The organism is Mycobacterium sp. pR1184 (genome assembly GCF_041287235.1).
Taxonomy (GTDB): Bacteria; Actinomycetota; Actinomycetes; order Mycobacteriales; family Mycobacteriaceae; genus Mycobacterium.
On sequence record NZ_JBGGKR010000004.1, the window covers coordinates 354082 to 369764 of the forward strand.

Below are 15683 nucleotides of genomic sequence, written 5' to 3' on the forward strand. Positions count from 1 at the left end.
GCCCGCATGTCGGTGGCTCCAGGCACAATGTGTGGCCATGTCCGGATGCATTGAGTTCCGCAACGACGACGATGGATACCTGGCCTGGCTCGCTACGCACAGCGATGGATACGTAGTCAATATCGCGAGCAGCCACAGCGTGGCAGAGGCAAGGGTGCATCACGCGCATTGCCACACAATCAACGGCCGGAATCCTCGCGGTGGCGTGTGGACCGGTCCGTACGTGAAGTTGTGCGGCAACGGTCTAGATGATGTGCAGTGGTGGGCAATCGAGACTGTAGGACAGCCCATTTCGCCGTGCGGCACGTGTCGCCCCGGAGACGCGAACACCCATCCCGGCCCACATCGGCAGCGCGAGACGGACCGCGGCACCCCTGCACGTGGTTCTCAGCATCAGAGTGAAACCGTCACTGCCACTGAGTCTTCGAACACGTCCGGGAAAGCTGTGAAGGACGTAGCACTGACAGAGGGACACTGCGCGATCCGTGCGCCATCCGCTGACTTTCCCGCGGTCCAGGCGTGGGCCGACGATTACATCCGGTTCGAGCGCCGCCCGGCCTGGCAGGAGCAGCTGCGCACCGCGATCCGCGAAGGCTGCAACAGCCTCGAACCAACACCTCAGCAGATCCTGCATGCCACATTCTTCGGCCCCAAGCGCACCAACGCCGATGTTGAGAATCTGGTGCTGTACAACATCGGTCCGTCGTTTCGGCTTCCGGGGCGCAACGGGATCCGCTTCGAGCACGGTGCCGCAGTTCCAGCCAGCCCGAACGGCGCTGAGTACGCATTCGGCTACCGATACGAACTCACGTCCAGTTCGGCGCCCTTCGCGCATTGGGAGTTCGGCCGAACGCTGGCGGTGTTTGACTGGATCGACTTTGATTCGGCATCGAATTCGAAGCTGGCGCATGTCTGGCTGGCTCTAGCACGGTGCCGAGGCCAAGGCCGGAGCGAGGCTGTCGAGCCGGCATCCGCGGTGGACGCCCCGTTCGCCGTACGGATCCAGGTTCGGCCACCGCAGGGGCGCCAACCCGGTTGGGGAGACCTGATGAAGCCAGTCTTCGACGGCGTGATCAGTGCGTTCCAGGCTCATTCCGACGCAACGGTCTTGCCGATGGTCACTGAGCGTTTGGCGAGAGTCGTTGAAGCAGAGCCTGCCGAGATCGAACGGCATCTGCTCGAGCGCCGCTGGGCGGCGCTCGGCATTGCACCACGACTCGTATCGCCCTACCGCGAGGGTGTGAAATGGGATCCCGCCGACCACCGCTGTGTTGCCGGCGAGCTCCTGGCGGCAGCTCCCAATGGACCCCAATGGAGCATGAGAGGCGAGATCGTCGAAGTCACACGGCGACAGCTGGCGCTGCACCGAAGCGTTCCCAATCCGTTCCCAAGAAATCGTTAGCTTTGCGAATGTTCCCAAAAGTGTTCCCAATGGGCATGAAAACGGCCCCCGGAAGGATCTCCGGGGGCCGTCTCGGTGGTAGCGGGGACAGGATTCGAACCTGCGACCTCTGGGTTATGAGCCCAGCGAGCTACCGAGCTGCTCCACCCCGCGTCGGTAAATGCAAGGTTACCGAACTGGTGTCGAGCCGACCAAATCGCGGGCTCAGCGGGGGTATCGGTGCTGAGCTCAATGGGACGGCGGGTTCAGCCCGTATCGGTGCGCGATGTCGTCCATCCAGGCCGGCGACCCGTAGGTCAGCCCGTACTTGTCGGCGAGTTCGCCGAATTCGGGCAGTTCGTGCAGCGGCTTGCCGGCCGGATCGTCGGCGTGGGCGACGAGCAATTCGCCAAGTTCGCGGAAGTAGTTCTCGAACCCGCCCGGAGTGATGATCTCGATGATGCGGCCCGGCTCGCTGCCGGCGTTCCACATCGCGTGCATCTGCCCGCGCGGCTTGGTGATGTAGCCACCGGGGCCGAGCACCACCTCGCTGTCGTCGGAGCGGAAGCCGATCTCACCCGCCAGCACGATCGAGTGCTCGTCCTCACGGGTGTGCCGGTGCGCCGCGGTGAGCAAGCCGACGGCGAACGGGTGCTCGACGATGGACACCTCGCCCCCGTTGGTCTTACCGGACAGTTTGAACACCGCCCCGAAACCCGGCAGCGCTACGACCTCGCCCTCTCCCGGCCGCACCACGCTGACCCCGATTTGGTTCATGTGCCTACCTTCCTCCGAAAGCCCTTGCACTGCAATGCCTCATCCCACCGTGTTCTGAGGCGGCCAGAGTGGTTGCGGCACTTCGATTCCGAACGGCTTGCCCCAGGCGTTGCGCGAGGAAACCTCGTGTACGGGGCGACGATTGGCCGCCACGCCCCACTTGCCCAGCGGATAGCCGAGCGTCAGCATCGCCGACATTTTCCAGCCTTCTTCGACCGGCACGCCGAGGAGATCGTTCACCTCGTCCTCGAAATTGCGCAGCACCATGGTCATGACGCCGCCGACGCCTTCGGCGCGCGCCGCCAGCAACGCACTCCAGATCGCCGGATAGATGTTGGCGCCCCCGAGGTCGTCGATGGCGAACACGAAGAGCAGCAACGGAATCTCTTCGAAATGGTCGGCCAGATAATCCCCCGACCCTTTCATACGGCGCATCGATTCGGCATGCGCGGCCGGATCCGCGCCGGGGGCCGGCGCGACCATCGGCCCCGTTCCCGACGTGAATTTGTCGTATTCGATTGCGCGCGCTTGCCGGAAGAGTCGGGCGAACTCTCGGATCAGCTCCGGATCGTCGACGGCCACGAAGTGCCAGCGTTGGGTGTTGCCCCCGTTAGGCGCGCGGACGGCGGCGTCGAGAATGCGGGCCTGGGTTTCCAGCGGAATCGGGTCCGGCCGCAGCCGCCGCATCATCCGGGTGGTGTAAAGCCCTTCATGAATGTCCATTTCACTGTTTCCTTTCTTCACTCGGGCCAGGTGTTGTTGAGGATGGTCTCGACGAAGTTCTCGCGGACGAACTCCGGATCGAAGTGCGCGAGCACGTCGTCATTGACCGTGCCGAAGGTGCTGTGCGGGCGGTGCTTCATTCCGTCGTTGAAAGCGGCCAGGATGCGCTGCTTGAAATCCGGGCGCGGATGCGCCGCGGTGACCGCGGCCAGCGCCTGCGGCGACAGCTCGTCGCGGTCGATGCCCAGCACGTCGGTTTCGACACCCGCGGTGACCAGGGCGACCTCGGGCGCCAGGAACTCGGGGATGCCGGGAGTCGTGTGCAACGCGATGCTCAGCCACACCTTGTCGGCGTCGGCCGGATCGACGCCCCGCTCTAACAAGAACTGCCGCGCCGCGTTGGCGCTGTCGACCTCGAAGCGCAACTGAGACGCGCGGTAGCGCGCGGTCAGCCCTAGGTCGTGGAACATTGCCCCGGCGTAGAGCAGCTCCAGGTTTGCTTGCACCCCGCGGCGCCGGCCCTGCAGGGCGCCGAACAGGAACACCCGGCGGGAGTGGTCGAAGAGCAAGTCGTCTTCGGCATCGCAAATGTATTCGGTGATCTCGCGTACCAGCGGAGTGTCCGGTATCACGATGTCGGCAATGGTCTCGATGGACTGAGCGGTCATGCTGATGCCTCCTCGTAGGTCGTGGTTGAAAGTTTGCGGGGCGGGCACCCCAGTGACCCTCGCCGTTCCCGCCGTCTTCCCCACAGAAAGCGACACAATGGTCGGGTGGGTGAAGCCGGAGCACATTCGCGAGTGGTGGTCATCGTCGTGTTCGACGGGGTGACGCTGTTGGACGTCGCGGGGGCGGGTGAAGTCTTCGTCGAGGCCAACCGGTTCGGCGCCGACTACCAGCTCAAGATCGCGTCGGTGGATGGCAACGACGTGACCAGCTCGATCGGGACACGACTAGGCGTCACCGACCGCCTTTCGGCCATCGAATCCGCCGATACCGTCATGGTCGCGGGCAGCGACGACCTGCCGGTACGGGCGATCGACCCCGCTCTGGTGGCCGCCGTCCGGTCGGTCGGGGCCCGGACCCGGCGGCTGGCGTCGATCTGCACGGGGTCGTTCGTCCTGGGGCAGGCCGGCTTGCTCAGCGGGCGACGCGCCACCACGCACTGGCACGAGACACGGCGACTGGCACGGGCCTTCGGGGACGTCACCGTCGAGCCTGACGCGATCTTCGTGCGCGACGGCGACGTCTACACCTCCGCCGGGATTTCGTCGGGCATCGACCTGGCACTGGCGTTGGTCGAAATGGATTACGGCACCGACCTCGTCCGTGACGTCGCCCGGTGGTTGGTCGTCTACCTCAAACGCGCGGGCGGCCAATCACAATTCTCGGTGTTGGTCGAGGCGGATCCGCCCGCCGGCTCGCCGCTGCGCACGGTCACGGATGCGATCGCGGCCGATCCCGCCCACGACCACAGCGTCTCCAAGCTCGCGGCCAAAGCGTCGTTGAGCACCCGTCAGCTGACCCGGCTGTTTCAGTCCGAGCTCGGGATGACCCCGGCGCGCTACGTCGAGCTGGTCCGAATCGACCTCGCCCGTGCCGGACTCGAAGCGGGCCGGACCGTCACGGAGACAGCGCATCTCGCCGGTTTCGGCAGCAGCGAAACGCTGCGCCGGGTCTTCGTCAACCACCTGGGCATCAGCCCGAAGGCCTACCGCGACAGATTCCGCACGGCCTGCGCGTGAAGACCGACGCGCTACTTCGTGTTGTTGTACTTGGTGATCGCGTCGTCGAGGCGCTGCAGGGCAGCTCCGTATCCGGCGAAATCGCCCTTCTTCTGCGCGTCACGCGCGGCGTTGATTGCGGTCTGAATCTCCTGCAGGACAGCGGCTTTCGCGGGTGACAGCGTCGTCGTCCCATCCGGCGCCGGCGGCACCGCCGTGGGCGGGTTGTTCGGGCCGGGCGCCTGGGCCGGTGTCGGCGGAGTCGCGGGCGGGGTCGCCGGCGCACCCGAATCGGTGGGAACGATCCCCGTCGCGGCCGCGCCCGCGCCCGGTCCGAACAACCCGGTGAGCGCGTCACCGACGGTGGGGCCGTAGCCGATCTTGTCGTTGTACATCATCGCCACCCGGATCAACCGCGGGTACGACGAGGCAGCGTCGCTGGCTCCCGGAGAGGCGTAGACGGGTTCGACGTACAGCAGCCCACCCTGAGCGACCGGCAGCGTCAGCAAGTTGCCCCACCGGATTCGGTTCTGGTTGTCTCGCCCGATCACACCCAGGTCTTGAGACACCGCCGGGTCGGTGGTGATCGCGTTATTGGCCAGCTTCGGACCGTTGACCTGACCAGGGATGGTCAGCACCGTGATCTTGCCGTACGTCGCCGGGTCGGAGCTGGCGCTGATGTAGGCGGCCAGGTAGTCGCGCTTGAATCTGTTCATCGCGCTCGTCAACTGATATGACGACGAATTATCGTTCTTCGCAATGTTTTTCGCGACGATGTAATACGGCGGCTGATAGCTGCTGGCCGTAGGATTCGGGTCCAGCGGCACGTCCCAGAAATCGGAGGTGGAGAAGAACGTCACCGGGTCGTTGACGTGATACTTCGCCAGCAACATCCGCTGCACCTTGAACAGGTCTTCGGGATAACGCAGATGCTCGGCCAGTTCGGGGCTGATGTCGCTCTTGGGTTTGACCGTGCCCGGGAAAACCTGCATCCAGGCCTTGAGCACCGGATCCTGCTCGTCCTGCTGATAGAGCGTCACGGTCCCGTCGTAGGCGTCGACCGTGGCCTTCACCGAGTTACGGATGTAGGAGACCTGCTTGTCGGGCCCGAGCTTGTTGAACGCCACCTCGGTCGAGTCGGCGGTCGCAGACTCCAGCGACGTCAGTTCGGAGTACGGGTAGTTGTCCAACGTGGTGTAGCCGTCGATGATCCACACCAGGCGCTTGTTGACGATCGCCGGGTAGACCGCGCTGTCGGTGGTCAGCCACGGCGCCACCGCCTCCACCCGAGCAGCCGGATCACGGTTGAACAGGATCTTGCTGTTGGAGCCGATCACGCTGGAAAACAAGAAGTTTCGCTCGGCGAATTTCGCGGCGAACACGCTGCGGGACAGCCAGTCACCGATCGGGACGCCCCCGAGTCCGGTGTAGGTGTAGTTCTTGGTTTCGGTGTTGGTCTCGTAGTCGTATTCGCGGTCGGCGCCGTTGCGTCCGACGATCGCGTAGTCGGCCGAGGTGTTGGAGATCACCGGTCCGAAGTAGATGCGCGGCTGGTCCAGCGGGGCCGGCCCGTCCGACACCACGCTTCCGTTGGCGCCGACGACGTTGGCGAGAAACTCTGGGTAGCCACCGTTTTGGGTGGGATCGTTGGCGATGCCGCGCACCGTGTTGGCCGGCGACGCGATGAACCCGTTGCCGTGGGTGTAGACGGTGTGCCGGTTGATCCAGTCGCGCTGGTTGTCGATCAGCCTGTCCGGGTTGAGTTCTCGGGCCGCGACCACGTAGTCGCGCAACGCGCCGTTGCGGTCCAGATAGCGGTCGATCGACAGCTGGTCGGGGAAGTAGTAGAAGTTCTTGCCCTGCTGGAACTGGGTGAACGCAGGGCTGATGATCGTCGGGTCGAGCAACCGGATATTCGAGGTCGTCGCCCGGTCGGCCGCCACCTGCTGGGCGGTGGCCTGGCTGTCGCCGCTGTAGTTGCGATAGGTCACCTGGTCGGACGTCAGGCCATAGGCTTGGCGCGTCGCGGTGATACTGCGGCCGATGTATTCGCTTTCCTTTTGCGCGGCATTGGGTCTCACGCTGATCTGCTCGACGATCAACGGCCAGCCCGCGCCCACGATCAACGACGACAGCAGCAGCAGGACCAGGCCGATCGCCGGAATCCGCAAGTCCTTCAGCACGATCGCGGAAAAGACCGCGGCCGCACAGATCAGCGCGATCGCCATCAGGATCAGCTTGGCCGGCAACACCGCGTTGATGTCGGTGTAGCCGGCGCCGGTGAACGGCTTGCCGCCGCGCGTGTGCGACAACAGCTCGTAGCGATCCAGCCAATAGGCAATGGCTTTCAGCACGACCAGCGTGCCGATCAGACTGACCAGCTGCACCCGTGCCGAACGACTGAGTGCACCGGTACGGCCGGACAGCCGAATGCCGCCGAAGATGTAGTGCGCCAGCAGGTTCGCCACGAAGGCCAGGAATACCGACACGAACAGGTAGCTCAGCACCAGCCGGTAGAACGGCAACTCGAACGCGTAGAAGCCGAGATCCTTGCCGAACTGCGGATCCCTGATCCCGAAGCTTTGGCCGTGCAAGAACAGCTGGATCCGCACCCAGTAGCTTTGCGCGATGATGCCGGCCAGCAGGCCGATTGCCGCGGGAACGCCGATGGCCACCAGCCGCAACCGGGACATGACGACGGTGCGATAGCGCGCCACCGGGTCGTTGTCGCTACTCGGGACGAAGACCGGACGGGTGCGGTAGGCCAGCGCGAGCCCGGCGAACACGATCCCGCCGACCAGCAGGCCGGTGATCAGGAACACCACGATGCGGGTCATCAGCACGGTGGTGAACACCGAGCGGTAGCCGAGCTCACCGAACCACAACCAGTCGACGTAGGCGTCGATGAGGCGCGGGCCGGCGAGCAGCAGCGCAATCACACCGAGCGCGCTCAAAATCAGAATCCGGCTGCGCCGAGTCAGCTTCGGCATCCTTGCGGTGGGCCGCATCCCCACTAGCTACGCTCCCTGATCAATGTGAGCTGGACGTCACAACTGTACGCAGAATTGCGGGCTAGCAACTCGGCGCCTGACCTCCTTGTTGGATCGCGTGCAGCGCATCCACGGCTTGCCCGAGCGTCTCGACCTTGATCAGCCGCAAACCGTGCGGATTGTCCGAGGTCGCCTCGTAGCAATTCTTCGCCGGCACCAGGAACACCGTGGCGCCCGCCTCCTGGGCGGCCACCATCTTGTGCGTGATGCCGCCGATCTGGCCGACCTTGCCGTCGGAGGTGATCGTGCCGGTCCCCGCGATGAACGTCGAACCGGCCAAGTCACCGGTGGTGAGCTTGTCGACGACGGCCAGACTGAACATCAGGCCGGCGGACGGCCCGCCCACATTGGCCAGGTTGAAATCCACCGAGAACGGCGCCCACGGTGCATCGAGCACCGCGACACCCATGAAGCCGTAGTCGCGGTCTTTGTTGGTGCCGAGGGTGATTTGCGCGACGCCGGCCGGTTCATTCTTGCGGCGGTAGTCGATCGTCACCGTCTGGCCCGGCTTGGTGGTCTTCAGCAGCCCGGTGAACTGCTCGACGTTGGCCACCGGGGTGCCGTTGACCGCGTCGATAGCGTCACCGGCCTTCAGCTTGCCCACCGACGGACCGGGATCGGTGACCGTCGCGACGGTGACGGCGGGAGCGAATTTCAGATAGCCCAGGGCGGCATAGGCGGCGCTGTCCTCGGAATCTTTGAAGTCGGCGGTGTTGGCCTTGTCGACATCTTCGCGGGACTTGCCGGGGGGATAGATCAGGTCGCGCGGTACCAGCTGCTCCTGTCCGGAGAACCACAGCGTGAGCGCTTCGCCGAGGGTCAGCTCGTCGCGCTGGGACACCGTCGTCATATTGAGGTGGCCGGTGGTCGGATGGGTCTGCGTGCCTTCGATCGCGACCACCTGCTTGCCGTCGACTTCACCGAGCGTGTCGAAAGTCGGGCCGGGGCCCAGCGAGACGAACGGCACCGTCACGACCGCGAGCAACACGCCGAAGACCAAGATCGGCACCAGCGCGACCATCAAGGTCAGGATCCGCCTGTTCACGCCGCTTACCCTAACCGGACACCGGGGCGACTCGTTCAGCTACAAGCGTGACGCCGGATGGCAACTTCTATTCCAGTGGTGAGTACCGTTGAGGTCATGGCTGACCTGCCTTTCGGCTTCTCCCACGGAGAAGACCCCGAGCGCGACAAGCGCGGGAAGAAGAATCCCGAGTCCGGCTCGGGCCCGTCAGACCCGCTCGGTGCGTTCGGCATGGGCGGGGACTTCAACATGGGTGACCTGGGGCAAATCTTCACGCAGCTGGGTCAGATGTTCAGCAGCGCGGGCACCGGGCCGGCCGGCGGTGCCGCGTCGGGCCCCGTCAACTACGACCTGGCCCGGCAAGTCGCGTCCAGCTCGATTGGATTCGTCGCACCGATTCCGGCCACGACGAACTCGGCGATCGCCGATGCGGTACACCTCGCCGACACCTGGCTCGACGGCGTCACCGCGCTGCCCGCCGGCACCACCAAGTCCGTGGGCTGGAGTCCGAACGATTGGGTGGACAACACCCTGGAAACCTGGAAGCGGCTGTGTGACCCGATGGCCCAGCAGATCTCGACGGTGTGGGCGTCGTCGCTGCCCGAGGAGGCCAAGAGCATGGCCGGCCCGCTGATGGCGATGATGTCGCAAATGGGCGGGATGGCGTTCGGGTCGCAGCTGGGCCAGGCCCTGGGCCGGTTGTCCCGCGAGGTGCTGACGTCGACCGACATCGGCCTGCCGCTCGGACCGAAGGGCGTGGCGGCGATCATGCCCGACGCCGTAGAAGCCTTCGCCGCCGGACTCGAGCAGCCCCGCAGCGAGATCATGACGTTCCTCGCCGCCCGGGAAGCGGCCCACCATCGGCTGTTCAGCCACGTTCCCTGGTTGTCCAGCCAGCTGCTGGGCGCCATCGAGGCCTATGCGATGGGCATGAAGATCGACATGAGCGGGATCGAGGAGTTGGCACGGGACTTCAATCCCGCGTCGCTTACGGATCCGGCCGCTATCGAAAACCTGCTCGGCCAAGGCGTTTTCGAGCCGAAGGCCACGCCGGCGCAGACCCAGGCACTGGAACGGCTGGAGACCCTGCTCGCGCTGATCGAGGGCTGGGTGGAGGTCGTGGTGACCGCGGCCCTGGGCGACCGGATTCCGGGTGCGGCCGCGTTGAGCGAGACGCTGCGCCGACGCCGGGCCAGCGGCGGTCCGGCCGAGCAGACGTTTGCCACGCTGGTCGGCCTGGAGTTGCGCCCGCGCAAGCTGCGGGAAGCCGCGGCCCTGTGGAAGCGGCTCACCGAAGCCGCCGGCATGGATGTCCGGGACGGCGTCTGGCAACATCCCGACCTCTTGCCGGGCGCCGAGGACCTCGACGAGCCCGCCGGCTTCATTGATCGCGCCATCGGTGGCGACACCAGCGGAATCGATGAGGCCATCGCCCGGCTGGAGCAAGATGACTCCGGCGCCGACGACGGGCCTGTCGACGACTGAGCCGCCCCGGCCTAGCTGGTGATCTTGGCGATCTGAGCGTCGGACAACGTCCTGACCGGATCCGGCAGCGGCCGAAGGTAAATGTGAACGGGGTCAAGAAATTTCGGGCCACTGCCATCGGTCACCACCCAGTGCAGGAAGGCCTGTAACGTCTGCGCGACGGCGGGGTCCTTCTGCTTGCTGTAGACGATGGCGTATTCGTAGTTGACGATCGGGTACCCGTCCGCGGCTGGCCCGTTGACCAACGAGACCGCCTGATTGGCCGGTGTCTGCGACGCGGACCCGGCGGCCTCGGCCTCGACGCTCTCGGCATCAGGCAACACGTAATGACCTGAGGCATTGGCCAACTCGGCCTCGGCGAGCCCCTTCTGTGCGGCCTCGGCCTGGTAGCGGGTGCCAAGGTAGGCGATGCATCCCGGGCTCTGGGCGCAACTGGTCACCACGGCCGCCATTCCGTTGAGACCCGACCCGCCTGGCACCGCGGGGAAGTCCACCGAGGTGGCGGAGCCGGGCGACTTGCCCCAGCCGTCGGGGTCTTGCTTGGACAGGTATTGGGTGAACAAGTAGGTGTCATTACTCCCGGGGTCCGTGCGGTGCAACGGAATCACTGGGATGGCCGGCAGGATCACTCCCGGATTGAGGTCGGCGATCTGCGGGTCGTTCCAAGTCTTGACGGTGCCCTTGTACATGGCCGCGAGTACTTTGCCATTCAGCCGCACGTGCGCGAGAAGACCGGGCAGGTTGTAGTTGACGCGCAGCGAAGAAATGGCCAGCGCGATGTTCAGCAGGCCCGGGTGTGCGGACAAGTCACCTTCGGTTAGGTAGAGACCGGACGCACCAATGTTGACCGCGCCGTCGGCGGCCTGCGCGATCCCGTTGCCTGATACGTCGCCGGCGACGGTGATCGTGACGTTGGGGTATTTCGAGTGGTATGACGCGGCCCACGCGTCCATCAGCGGGTAGAGGTTGTTGGAACCGGTCTCGGTCAACGTCACGTTCGACGTCGCCGGCGCCGTCGCCAGCTGCGCGACCGGGCTGGTGGAGTGCGAACCGCAGGCCGCCGCGACCAGCATCACCGATGCCGCCAGGGACGGCCCACAGAGACGAATTTTCATCGACCGACCTCACCCTTTGCCCCGGTTTGGTGCTGTGGGCCACGGCGGCGCCGCAAAGCCCGCGACCACTATTGCAGTTCCGAACCTGGGCCGCAGGAGCAAATGAGTGGACGGTTTCCCTAGCTAGCCGAGCGGGTGCCGTCACCTCCGGCAAACCGGCTTATTGTAATTGCGTCCAATTGGGTGGCAGGTGTTTGCTGGAGGTGCTAGTTTGTCGTTGATCGACTGTCCGACTGGCCTTGGTGGCACTGTGTTTAACTCCCGAACGGCAGCTGCGGTGCGCACCGCGTTGGTTTGCGCATGCATCGGTCTGTGCAACGTCTTGGTGGTATCGGCGTGCGGTGCGGCGCCATCATCGACAGGCCGCGCGGCCACCTCACCCGCGGCCGCGACCAGCAGCACCCCGACGCCGGCGAGGCCGACGGTCAGCGGCGTGTACGGCGATCCGGAGGCGGCCGCCAAGTATTGGGTGCAGCAGTCGACGGAGGACACCTGCGGGCTGGCTTCGGTGGCCGATGTGGTCGGCGAGGTCACCGGCACTCCCGCGACGGAGCAACAGATCATCACGCTGGCACAGAAGACGCCCTCGGCGGTCCGCGACGGACCGATTTACCTGCCCACCGGCGACCCGGGCCACGAAACCGAGAAGGGCGGCATCGATGCGGCCGATACCGTCGTGCTGCTCGACCACTACGGCATCAAGTCACGGATGACCTGGGACAAATTCCCCGACGAGGTCACTCTGTCCGCGCTCGAGCAGGACCTCGGCGCCAACCGCAAGGTCATCGCCTGGGTCAACGGCGGAACCATTCTGGACAGCAACGACCAGCGCAAAACGGCCGACCACCTGCTCGTCGTCACCGGGGTCGATACCAATAACGAGACCGTTCACCTCAACGACCCGTACGCCGACCACGGCAACACGAAGGTCAGCATCACGACATTCATGGCAGCATGGAAGACCGGGCAGCAGACGATCATCGTGACCGCGCCAGCCGGCTGAACGTCGTTCGCTCTGCGCTGGACCCGTACATAATTTGCGCGGTATTCACGGCTTCGTTGCAAAGTCCACGGGCAGTGCGGGTAAATGTCGGGAGAGGTCGATCGCATCGGACAGATGCACACGACCAGGAACGCGACGCCGGCCACGGACGACAGATCGAGGTGAAGGTATGCACAAACGACCAATGATCGCTGTGGGCTCAGCGCTATTGGCCCTGGCATTCGGTGCGGGAATCGCGCACGCTGATCCGGACCCGAACGACGACCCCGGCGAACAGCGCAACTGGCCCTGTGGATACACGTTCGGGCCGGTGAATACGCACGCACAATTCGGAGAGATCATGGCATGGCGTTATTCACACCCATGCCCACCGCCGGGCGAATAAGCAGACGAGGCGACCATCGCAGGGGTCCTGAAGGCCCTGTGGAGAGCTGATCGGGCGTGCGCACCCCGCGTGGCACAGTCTGATTCATGCCGGGCACCACGACCTATGCGCTGAACCCGGCGATGCCGGTGTTGCTGCGCCCCGACGGTGCCGTGCAGGTGGGCTGGGATCCGCGGCGGGCGGTGCTGGTCCAGCCACCGCGAGGCCTGGCCGCCGCGGCAGTGGCGACGCTCTTGCACACGATGCGATCGCCGCTGCCGATCGCCGAATTACAGCGGCACGCCCTCGAGCACGGGCTGACGGACCCCGACCTGACGCATCTCGTCACGCAGCTGGTGAACGCCGGGGTGGTGACCCGCGGCCGCCGGCAATCCGGCGGCCGGGCCGCGTCGATCCGGGTGCACGGCCGCGGCCCCCTGTCGGACCTGCTGATGGAGTCGTTGCGCTGCTCGGGCGCGCGGATCGCGCACAGCAGCCAGCCGCACGCCGCGGTGTCGCGCGCAGCGGTGGATCTGGTGGTGCTGGCCGACTACCTGGTCGCCGACCCGCGCATGGTGCGCGATCTGCACAGTCAGCGCGTCGCGCACCTGGCGGTTCGGGTCCGAGACGGCACCGGGCTGGTCGGACCGCTGGTCATCCCGGGCGTGACCAGCTGCCTGGGCTGCGCAGATCTGCACCGCAGCGAGCGGGATGCCGCCTGGCCGGCGGTCGCCGCCCAGCTGCGCGAGACCGTCGGCATCGCCGATCGGCCCACCCTGCTGGCGACCGCGGCGCTGGCGCTGAGCCAGGTGCACCGGGTGATCGCGGCGGTGCGCGGCCACCATGCCGGGCCGGATCCCGGGCCACCGCAGGCATTGAACGCCACCCTGGAATTCGATCTGCACGCCGGAGCCATCGTCGCGCGGCAATGGACCAAACATCCGCTGTGTTCCTGCTGATCGGGCCCGTCGTCCGAGCGGCCCGGCAAGTACGGCCCGACGTGACCGCCGGTCGACCTGACACCTCACTGTTGCCTAGATCAAGCCCGGGGCGGCCGCATCGTCATGGATGATGGATACGTGTCTGAGATTAAACGGGGTCGGGCGGCGCGCAACGCGAAGCTGGCCAGTATTCCGGTCGGCTTTGCTGCGCGGTCCGCACTGGGCTTAGGGAAGCGGTTGACCGGCAAGTCGAAAGACGAAGTCCAGGCCGAACTGCTGGAGAAGGCTGCCAATCAGCTTTTCCAGGTGCTGGGCGAACTCAAGGGCGGGGCGATGAAGGTCGGGCAGGCCTTGTCGGTACTGGAAGCCGCGATCCCGGAGGAGTACGGCGAGCCGTACCGCGAAGCGTTGACGAAGTTGCAGAAAGACGCTCCGCCGTTGCCCGCCGAGAAGGTGCACCGGGTACTCGACGCGCAGTTGGGCACCAAGTGGCGGGACCGGTTCAGTTCGTTCGACGACACCCCGGTGGCCTCGGCCAGCATCGGCCAGGTGCACAAGGCGCTGTGGTCCGATGGCCGCGAGGTGGCCGTCAAGATCCAGTACCCGGGCGCCGACGAGGCGCTGCGGGCCGATCTGAAGACGATGCAGCGGATGGTCGGGGTCGCCAAACAGCTCGCGCCCGGCGCCGACGTCCAAGGCGTGGTTGACGAGCTGATCGAACGCACCGAGATGGAACTCGACTACCGGCTGGAGGCCGACAATCAGCGCGCGTTCGCCAAGGCGTATCACGATCATCCGCACTTCGCGGTGCCGCGCGTGGTCGCCAGCGCGCCCAAGGTCGTGGTCCAGGAATGGATCCAGGGTGTGCCGATGGCCGAGATCATCCGCCACGGCACCGTCGAGCAGCGCGATCTGATCGGCACCCGGCTCCTCGAGCTCACCTTTGACGCCCCGCGCCGGTTGCAGATGCTGCACGGCGACGCGCACCCGGGAAACTTCATGCTCTTACCCGACGGCCGGATGGCCGTCATCGACTTCGGCGCCGTCGCGCCCATGCCCGGTGGCTTTCCGATCGAACTCGGGATGACCATCCGATTGGCCCGCGACAAGAACTACGACCTGCTGTTGCCGACGATGGAAAAGGCCGGCTTCATCCAGAAAGGCCAGCAGGTGTCGGTGCGCGACATCGACGACATGCTGCGCCAGTACGTCGAACCGGTCGAGGTGGAGGTGTTCCACTACACCCGTAAATGGCTGCAGAAGATGTCGGCCGTCGAGATCGACCGATCGGTGTCCCAGATCCGGACGGCCCGGCAGATGGATCTACCGCCCAAACTGGTGATCCCGATGCGGGTGATCATGTCGGTGGCCGCGATTCTGTGCCAGCTGGACGCGCACGTGCCGATCAAGGCGTTGACCGAGGAGCTGGTCCCCGGCTTCGCCGACCCCGACGTCGCGGCCGTTTAGGCGGCCACCGCGTCCTTGCGCGGGCGTCCTCTCGGACGTTTGTAGCTCACGACCGATCCCCGATCGAAGATCTCGCCGCCCCACACCCCCCACGGTTCGGCACGGTCCAGCGCCGCGGCCAAGCACTGTCGCCGGACCGGGCAGTCCGTGCAGAGCGTCTTGGCGCGCTCCAGGTCGGCCGGGGCGTCGGCAAACCATAGATCGGGATCGCCGGCGTGACATGGCAACGCCGGCGCGGGCTGTCTGGGGACTGTCTGTGCCGACATGTCCTGCTCACCTGCTTCCTGGTCGGGTTTCCTTCTTCGGTGATCCGGACCAGGTTGCGGGCTTCGAAAGATTTTCAGCCCCAAAAACTATGGCCACGGATCCTTATGACTTCGGGTCCGTGGCCTTTTGAAACCGGGCGGGTTACGTAGTGCTTACGTACTTCCCCGATCCACGAACGCGTCAGTCGCGGCGGCGGCGCGATGCTTGGCACCGGCCGCCTTTACGGCGGCGTGGGCGGCATGGAGGGTCCACGCGGACAGCACCGCGCCGGCCACGCCTACCTCGAACGTGTCGTTGATCATCGTGGCCACCTCCTCTCGCCTGGGCGCATGCCGGCATCGCGCCGGCAGCAGATTGCGTTT

14 protein-coding genes and 1 tRNA gene are annotated in these 15683 nt (G+C 65.6%); 6 read left to right on the forward strand and 9 right to left on the reverse strand.

Annotated elements, in window-relative coordinates; all coding sequences use genetic code 11:
* The first annotated feature begins 37 nt into the window (after positions 1-37).
* Positions 38-1402 (forward strand): hypothetical protein, encoded by a 1365-nt coding sequence (locus ACAG21_RS09965; RefSeq protein ID WP_370495837.1) that lies wholly within the window; start codon positions 38-40, stop codon positions 1400-1402.
* A gap of 76 nt (positions 1403-1478) precedes the next feature.
* Here the strand turns inward: ACAG21_RS09965 and ACAG21_RS09970 are convergent.
* From ACAG21_RS09970 to ACAG21_RS09985, 4 genes are all read right to left on the reverse strand, one after another.
* Positions 1479-1555: transfer RNA gene (locus tag ACAG21_RS09970), tRNA-Met, on the reverse strand.
* A gap of 75 nt (positions 1556-1630) precedes the next feature.
* Positions 1631-2158, reverse strand: coding sequence for a cupin domain-containing protein (locus ACAG21_RS09975; RefSeq protein ID WP_370495838.1), 528 nt, complete (start codon positions 2156-2158; stop codon positions 1631-1633).
* Positions 2159-2197: 39 nt separating this feature from the next.
* The gene (locus ACAG21_RS09980; protein WP_370495840.1) at positions 2198-2881 is read right to left on the reverse strand and encodes a nitroreductase family protein; all 684 of its coding nucleotides are present in this window, start codon (positions 2879-2881) and stop codon (positions 2198-2200) included.
* Positions 2882-2898: 17 nt separating this feature from the next.
* Positions 2899-3549, reverse strand: coding sequence for an HD domain-containing protein (locus ACAG21_RS09985; RefSeq protein ID WP_370495841.1), 651 nt, complete (start codon positions 3547-3549; stop codon positions 2899-2901).
* A gap of 105 nt (positions 3550-3654) precedes the next feature.
* Between ACAG21_RS09985 and ACAG21_RS09990 the strand changes: the two genes are divergently transcribed.
* Complete coding sequence (locus ACAG21_RS09990; protein ID WP_370495842.1) at positions 3655-4626, forward strand: GlxA family transcriptional regulator; 972 nt, start codon at positions 3655-3657, stop codon at positions 4624-4626.
* Between the two features lie 11 nt (positions 4627-4637).
* On the opposite strand, the gene ACAG21_RS09995 is transcribed toward ACAG21_RS09990, so the two are convergent.
* Both ACAG21_RS09995 and ACAG21_RS10000 read right to left on the reverse strand, forming a co-directional pair.
* Positions 4638-7619, reverse strand: coding sequence for a UPF0182 family protein (locus ACAG21_RS09995; protein ID WP_370495843.1), 2982 nt, complete (start codon positions 7617-7619; stop codon positions 4638-4640).
* Positions 7620-7677: 58 nt separating this feature from the next.
* On the reverse strand, positions 7678-8700 hold the full coding sequence (locus tag ACAG21_RS10000) for a PDZ domain-containing protein (protein ID WP_370495844.1): 1023 nt from the start codon (positions 8698-8700) through the stop codon (positions 7678-7680).
* A gap of 78 nt (positions 8701-8778) precedes the next feature.
* On the opposite strand from ACAG21_RS10000, the gene ACAG21_RS10005 reads away from it, so the two are divergent.
* Complete coding sequence (locus ACAG21_RS10005) at positions 8779-10164, forward strand: zinc-dependent metalloprotease (protein WP_370495845.1); 1386 nt, start codon at positions 8779-8781, stop codon at positions 10162-10164.
* Between the two features lie 11 nt (positions 10165-10175).
* Here ACAG21_RS10005 and pstS read toward each other — a convergent pair whose 3' ends face one another.
* Positions 10176-11279: a phosphate ABC transporter substrate-binding protein PstS gene (gene pstS, locus ACAG21_RS10010; RefSeq protein ID WP_370495846.1), complete on the reverse strand. Its 1104-nt coding sequence runs from the start codon at positions 11277-11279 to the stop codon at positions 10176-10178.
* Between the two features lie 250 nt (positions 11280-11529).
* Between pstS and ACAG21_RS10015 the strand changes: the two genes are divergently transcribed.
* The 3 genes from ACAG21_RS10015 to ACAG21_RS10025 all read left to right on the forward strand — a co-directional run bounded on the left by ACAG21_RS10015 (position 11530) and on the right by ACAG21_RS10025 (position 15054).
* Complete coding sequence (locus ACAG21_RS10015) at positions 11530-12282, forward strand: C39 family peptidase (protein WP_370495848.1); 753 nt, start codon at positions 11530-11532, stop codon at positions 12280-12282.
* A gap of 471 nt (positions 12283-12753) precedes the next feature.
* On the forward strand, positions 12754-13605 hold the full coding sequence (locus ACAG21_RS10020) for a cyclodehydratase (protein ID WP_370495849.1): 852 nt from the start codon (positions 12754-12756) through the stop codon (positions 13603-13605).
* Between the two features lie 105 nt (positions 13606-13710).
* A complete protein-coding gene (locus ACAG21_RS10025; protein ID WP_370495850.1) occupies positions 13711-15054 on the forward strand; it encodes an ABC1 kinase family protein in 1344 nt (447 codons plus the stop codon).
* On the opposite strand, the gene ACAG21_RS10030 is transcribed toward ACAG21_RS10025, so the two are convergent.
* Together ACAG21_RS10030 and ACAG21_RS10035 are read right to left on the reverse strand one after the other, a co-directional pair.
* Positions 15051-15320, reverse strand: coding sequence for a WhiB family transcriptional regulator (locus ACAG21_RS10030; RefSeq protein ID WP_096285413.1), 270 nt, complete (start codon positions 15318-15320; stop codon positions 15051-15053). The two genes, ACAG21_RS10025 and ACAG21_RS10030, sit on opposite strands and share 4 nt — an antisense overlap.
* 153 nt (positions 15321-15473) lie before the next feature.
* Positions 15474-15623: a hypothetical protein gene (locus ACAG21_RS10035; protein WP_165796287.1), complete on the reverse strand. Its 150-nt coding sequence runs from the start codon at positions 15621-15623 to the stop codon at positions 15474-15476.
* Between the last annotated feature and the right edge of the window lie 60 nt (positions 15624-15683).

Excerpts from the sequence above, each read along its gene's own strand:
- ACAG21_RS09965 (WP_370495837.1), top strand. The coding sequence starts at position 38 with ATGTCCGGATGCATTGAGTTCCGCAACGACGACGATGGATACCTGGCC.
- ACAG21_RS09975 (WP_370495838.1), bottom strand. The coding sequence starts at position 2,158 with ATGAACCAAATCGGGGTCAGCGTGGTGCGGCCGGGAGAGGGCGAGGTC.
- ACAG21_RS09980 (WP_370495840.1), bottom strand. The coding sequence starts at position 2,881 with ATGGACATTCATGAAGGGCTTTACACCACCCGGATGATGCGGCGGCTG.
- ACAG21_RS09985 (WP_370495841.1), bottom strand. The coding sequence starts at position 3,549 with ATGACCGCTCAGTCCATCGAGACCATTGCCGACATCGTGATACCGGAC.
- pstS (WP_370495846.1), bottom strand. The coding sequence starts at position 11,279 with ATGAAAATTCGTCTCTGTGGGCCGTCCCTGGCGGCATCGGTGATGCTG.
- ACAG21_RS10020 (WP_370495849.1), top strand. The coding sequence starts at position 12,754 with ATGCCGGGCACCACGACCTATGCGCTGAACCCGGCGATGCCGGTGTTG.
- ACAG21_RS10025 (WP_370495850.1), top strand. The coding sequence starts at position 13,711 with ATGGATGATGGATACGTGTCTGAGATTAAACGGGGTCGGGCGGCGCGC.
- ACAG21_RS10030 (WP_096285413.1), bottom strand. The coding sequence starts at position 15,320 with ATGTCGGCACAGACAGTCCCCAGACAGCCCGCGCCGGCGTTGCCATGT.
- ACAG21_RS10035 (WP_165796287.1), bottom strand. The coding sequence starts at position 15,623 with ATGATCAACGACACGTTCGAGGTAGGCGTGGCCGGCGCGGTGCTGTCC.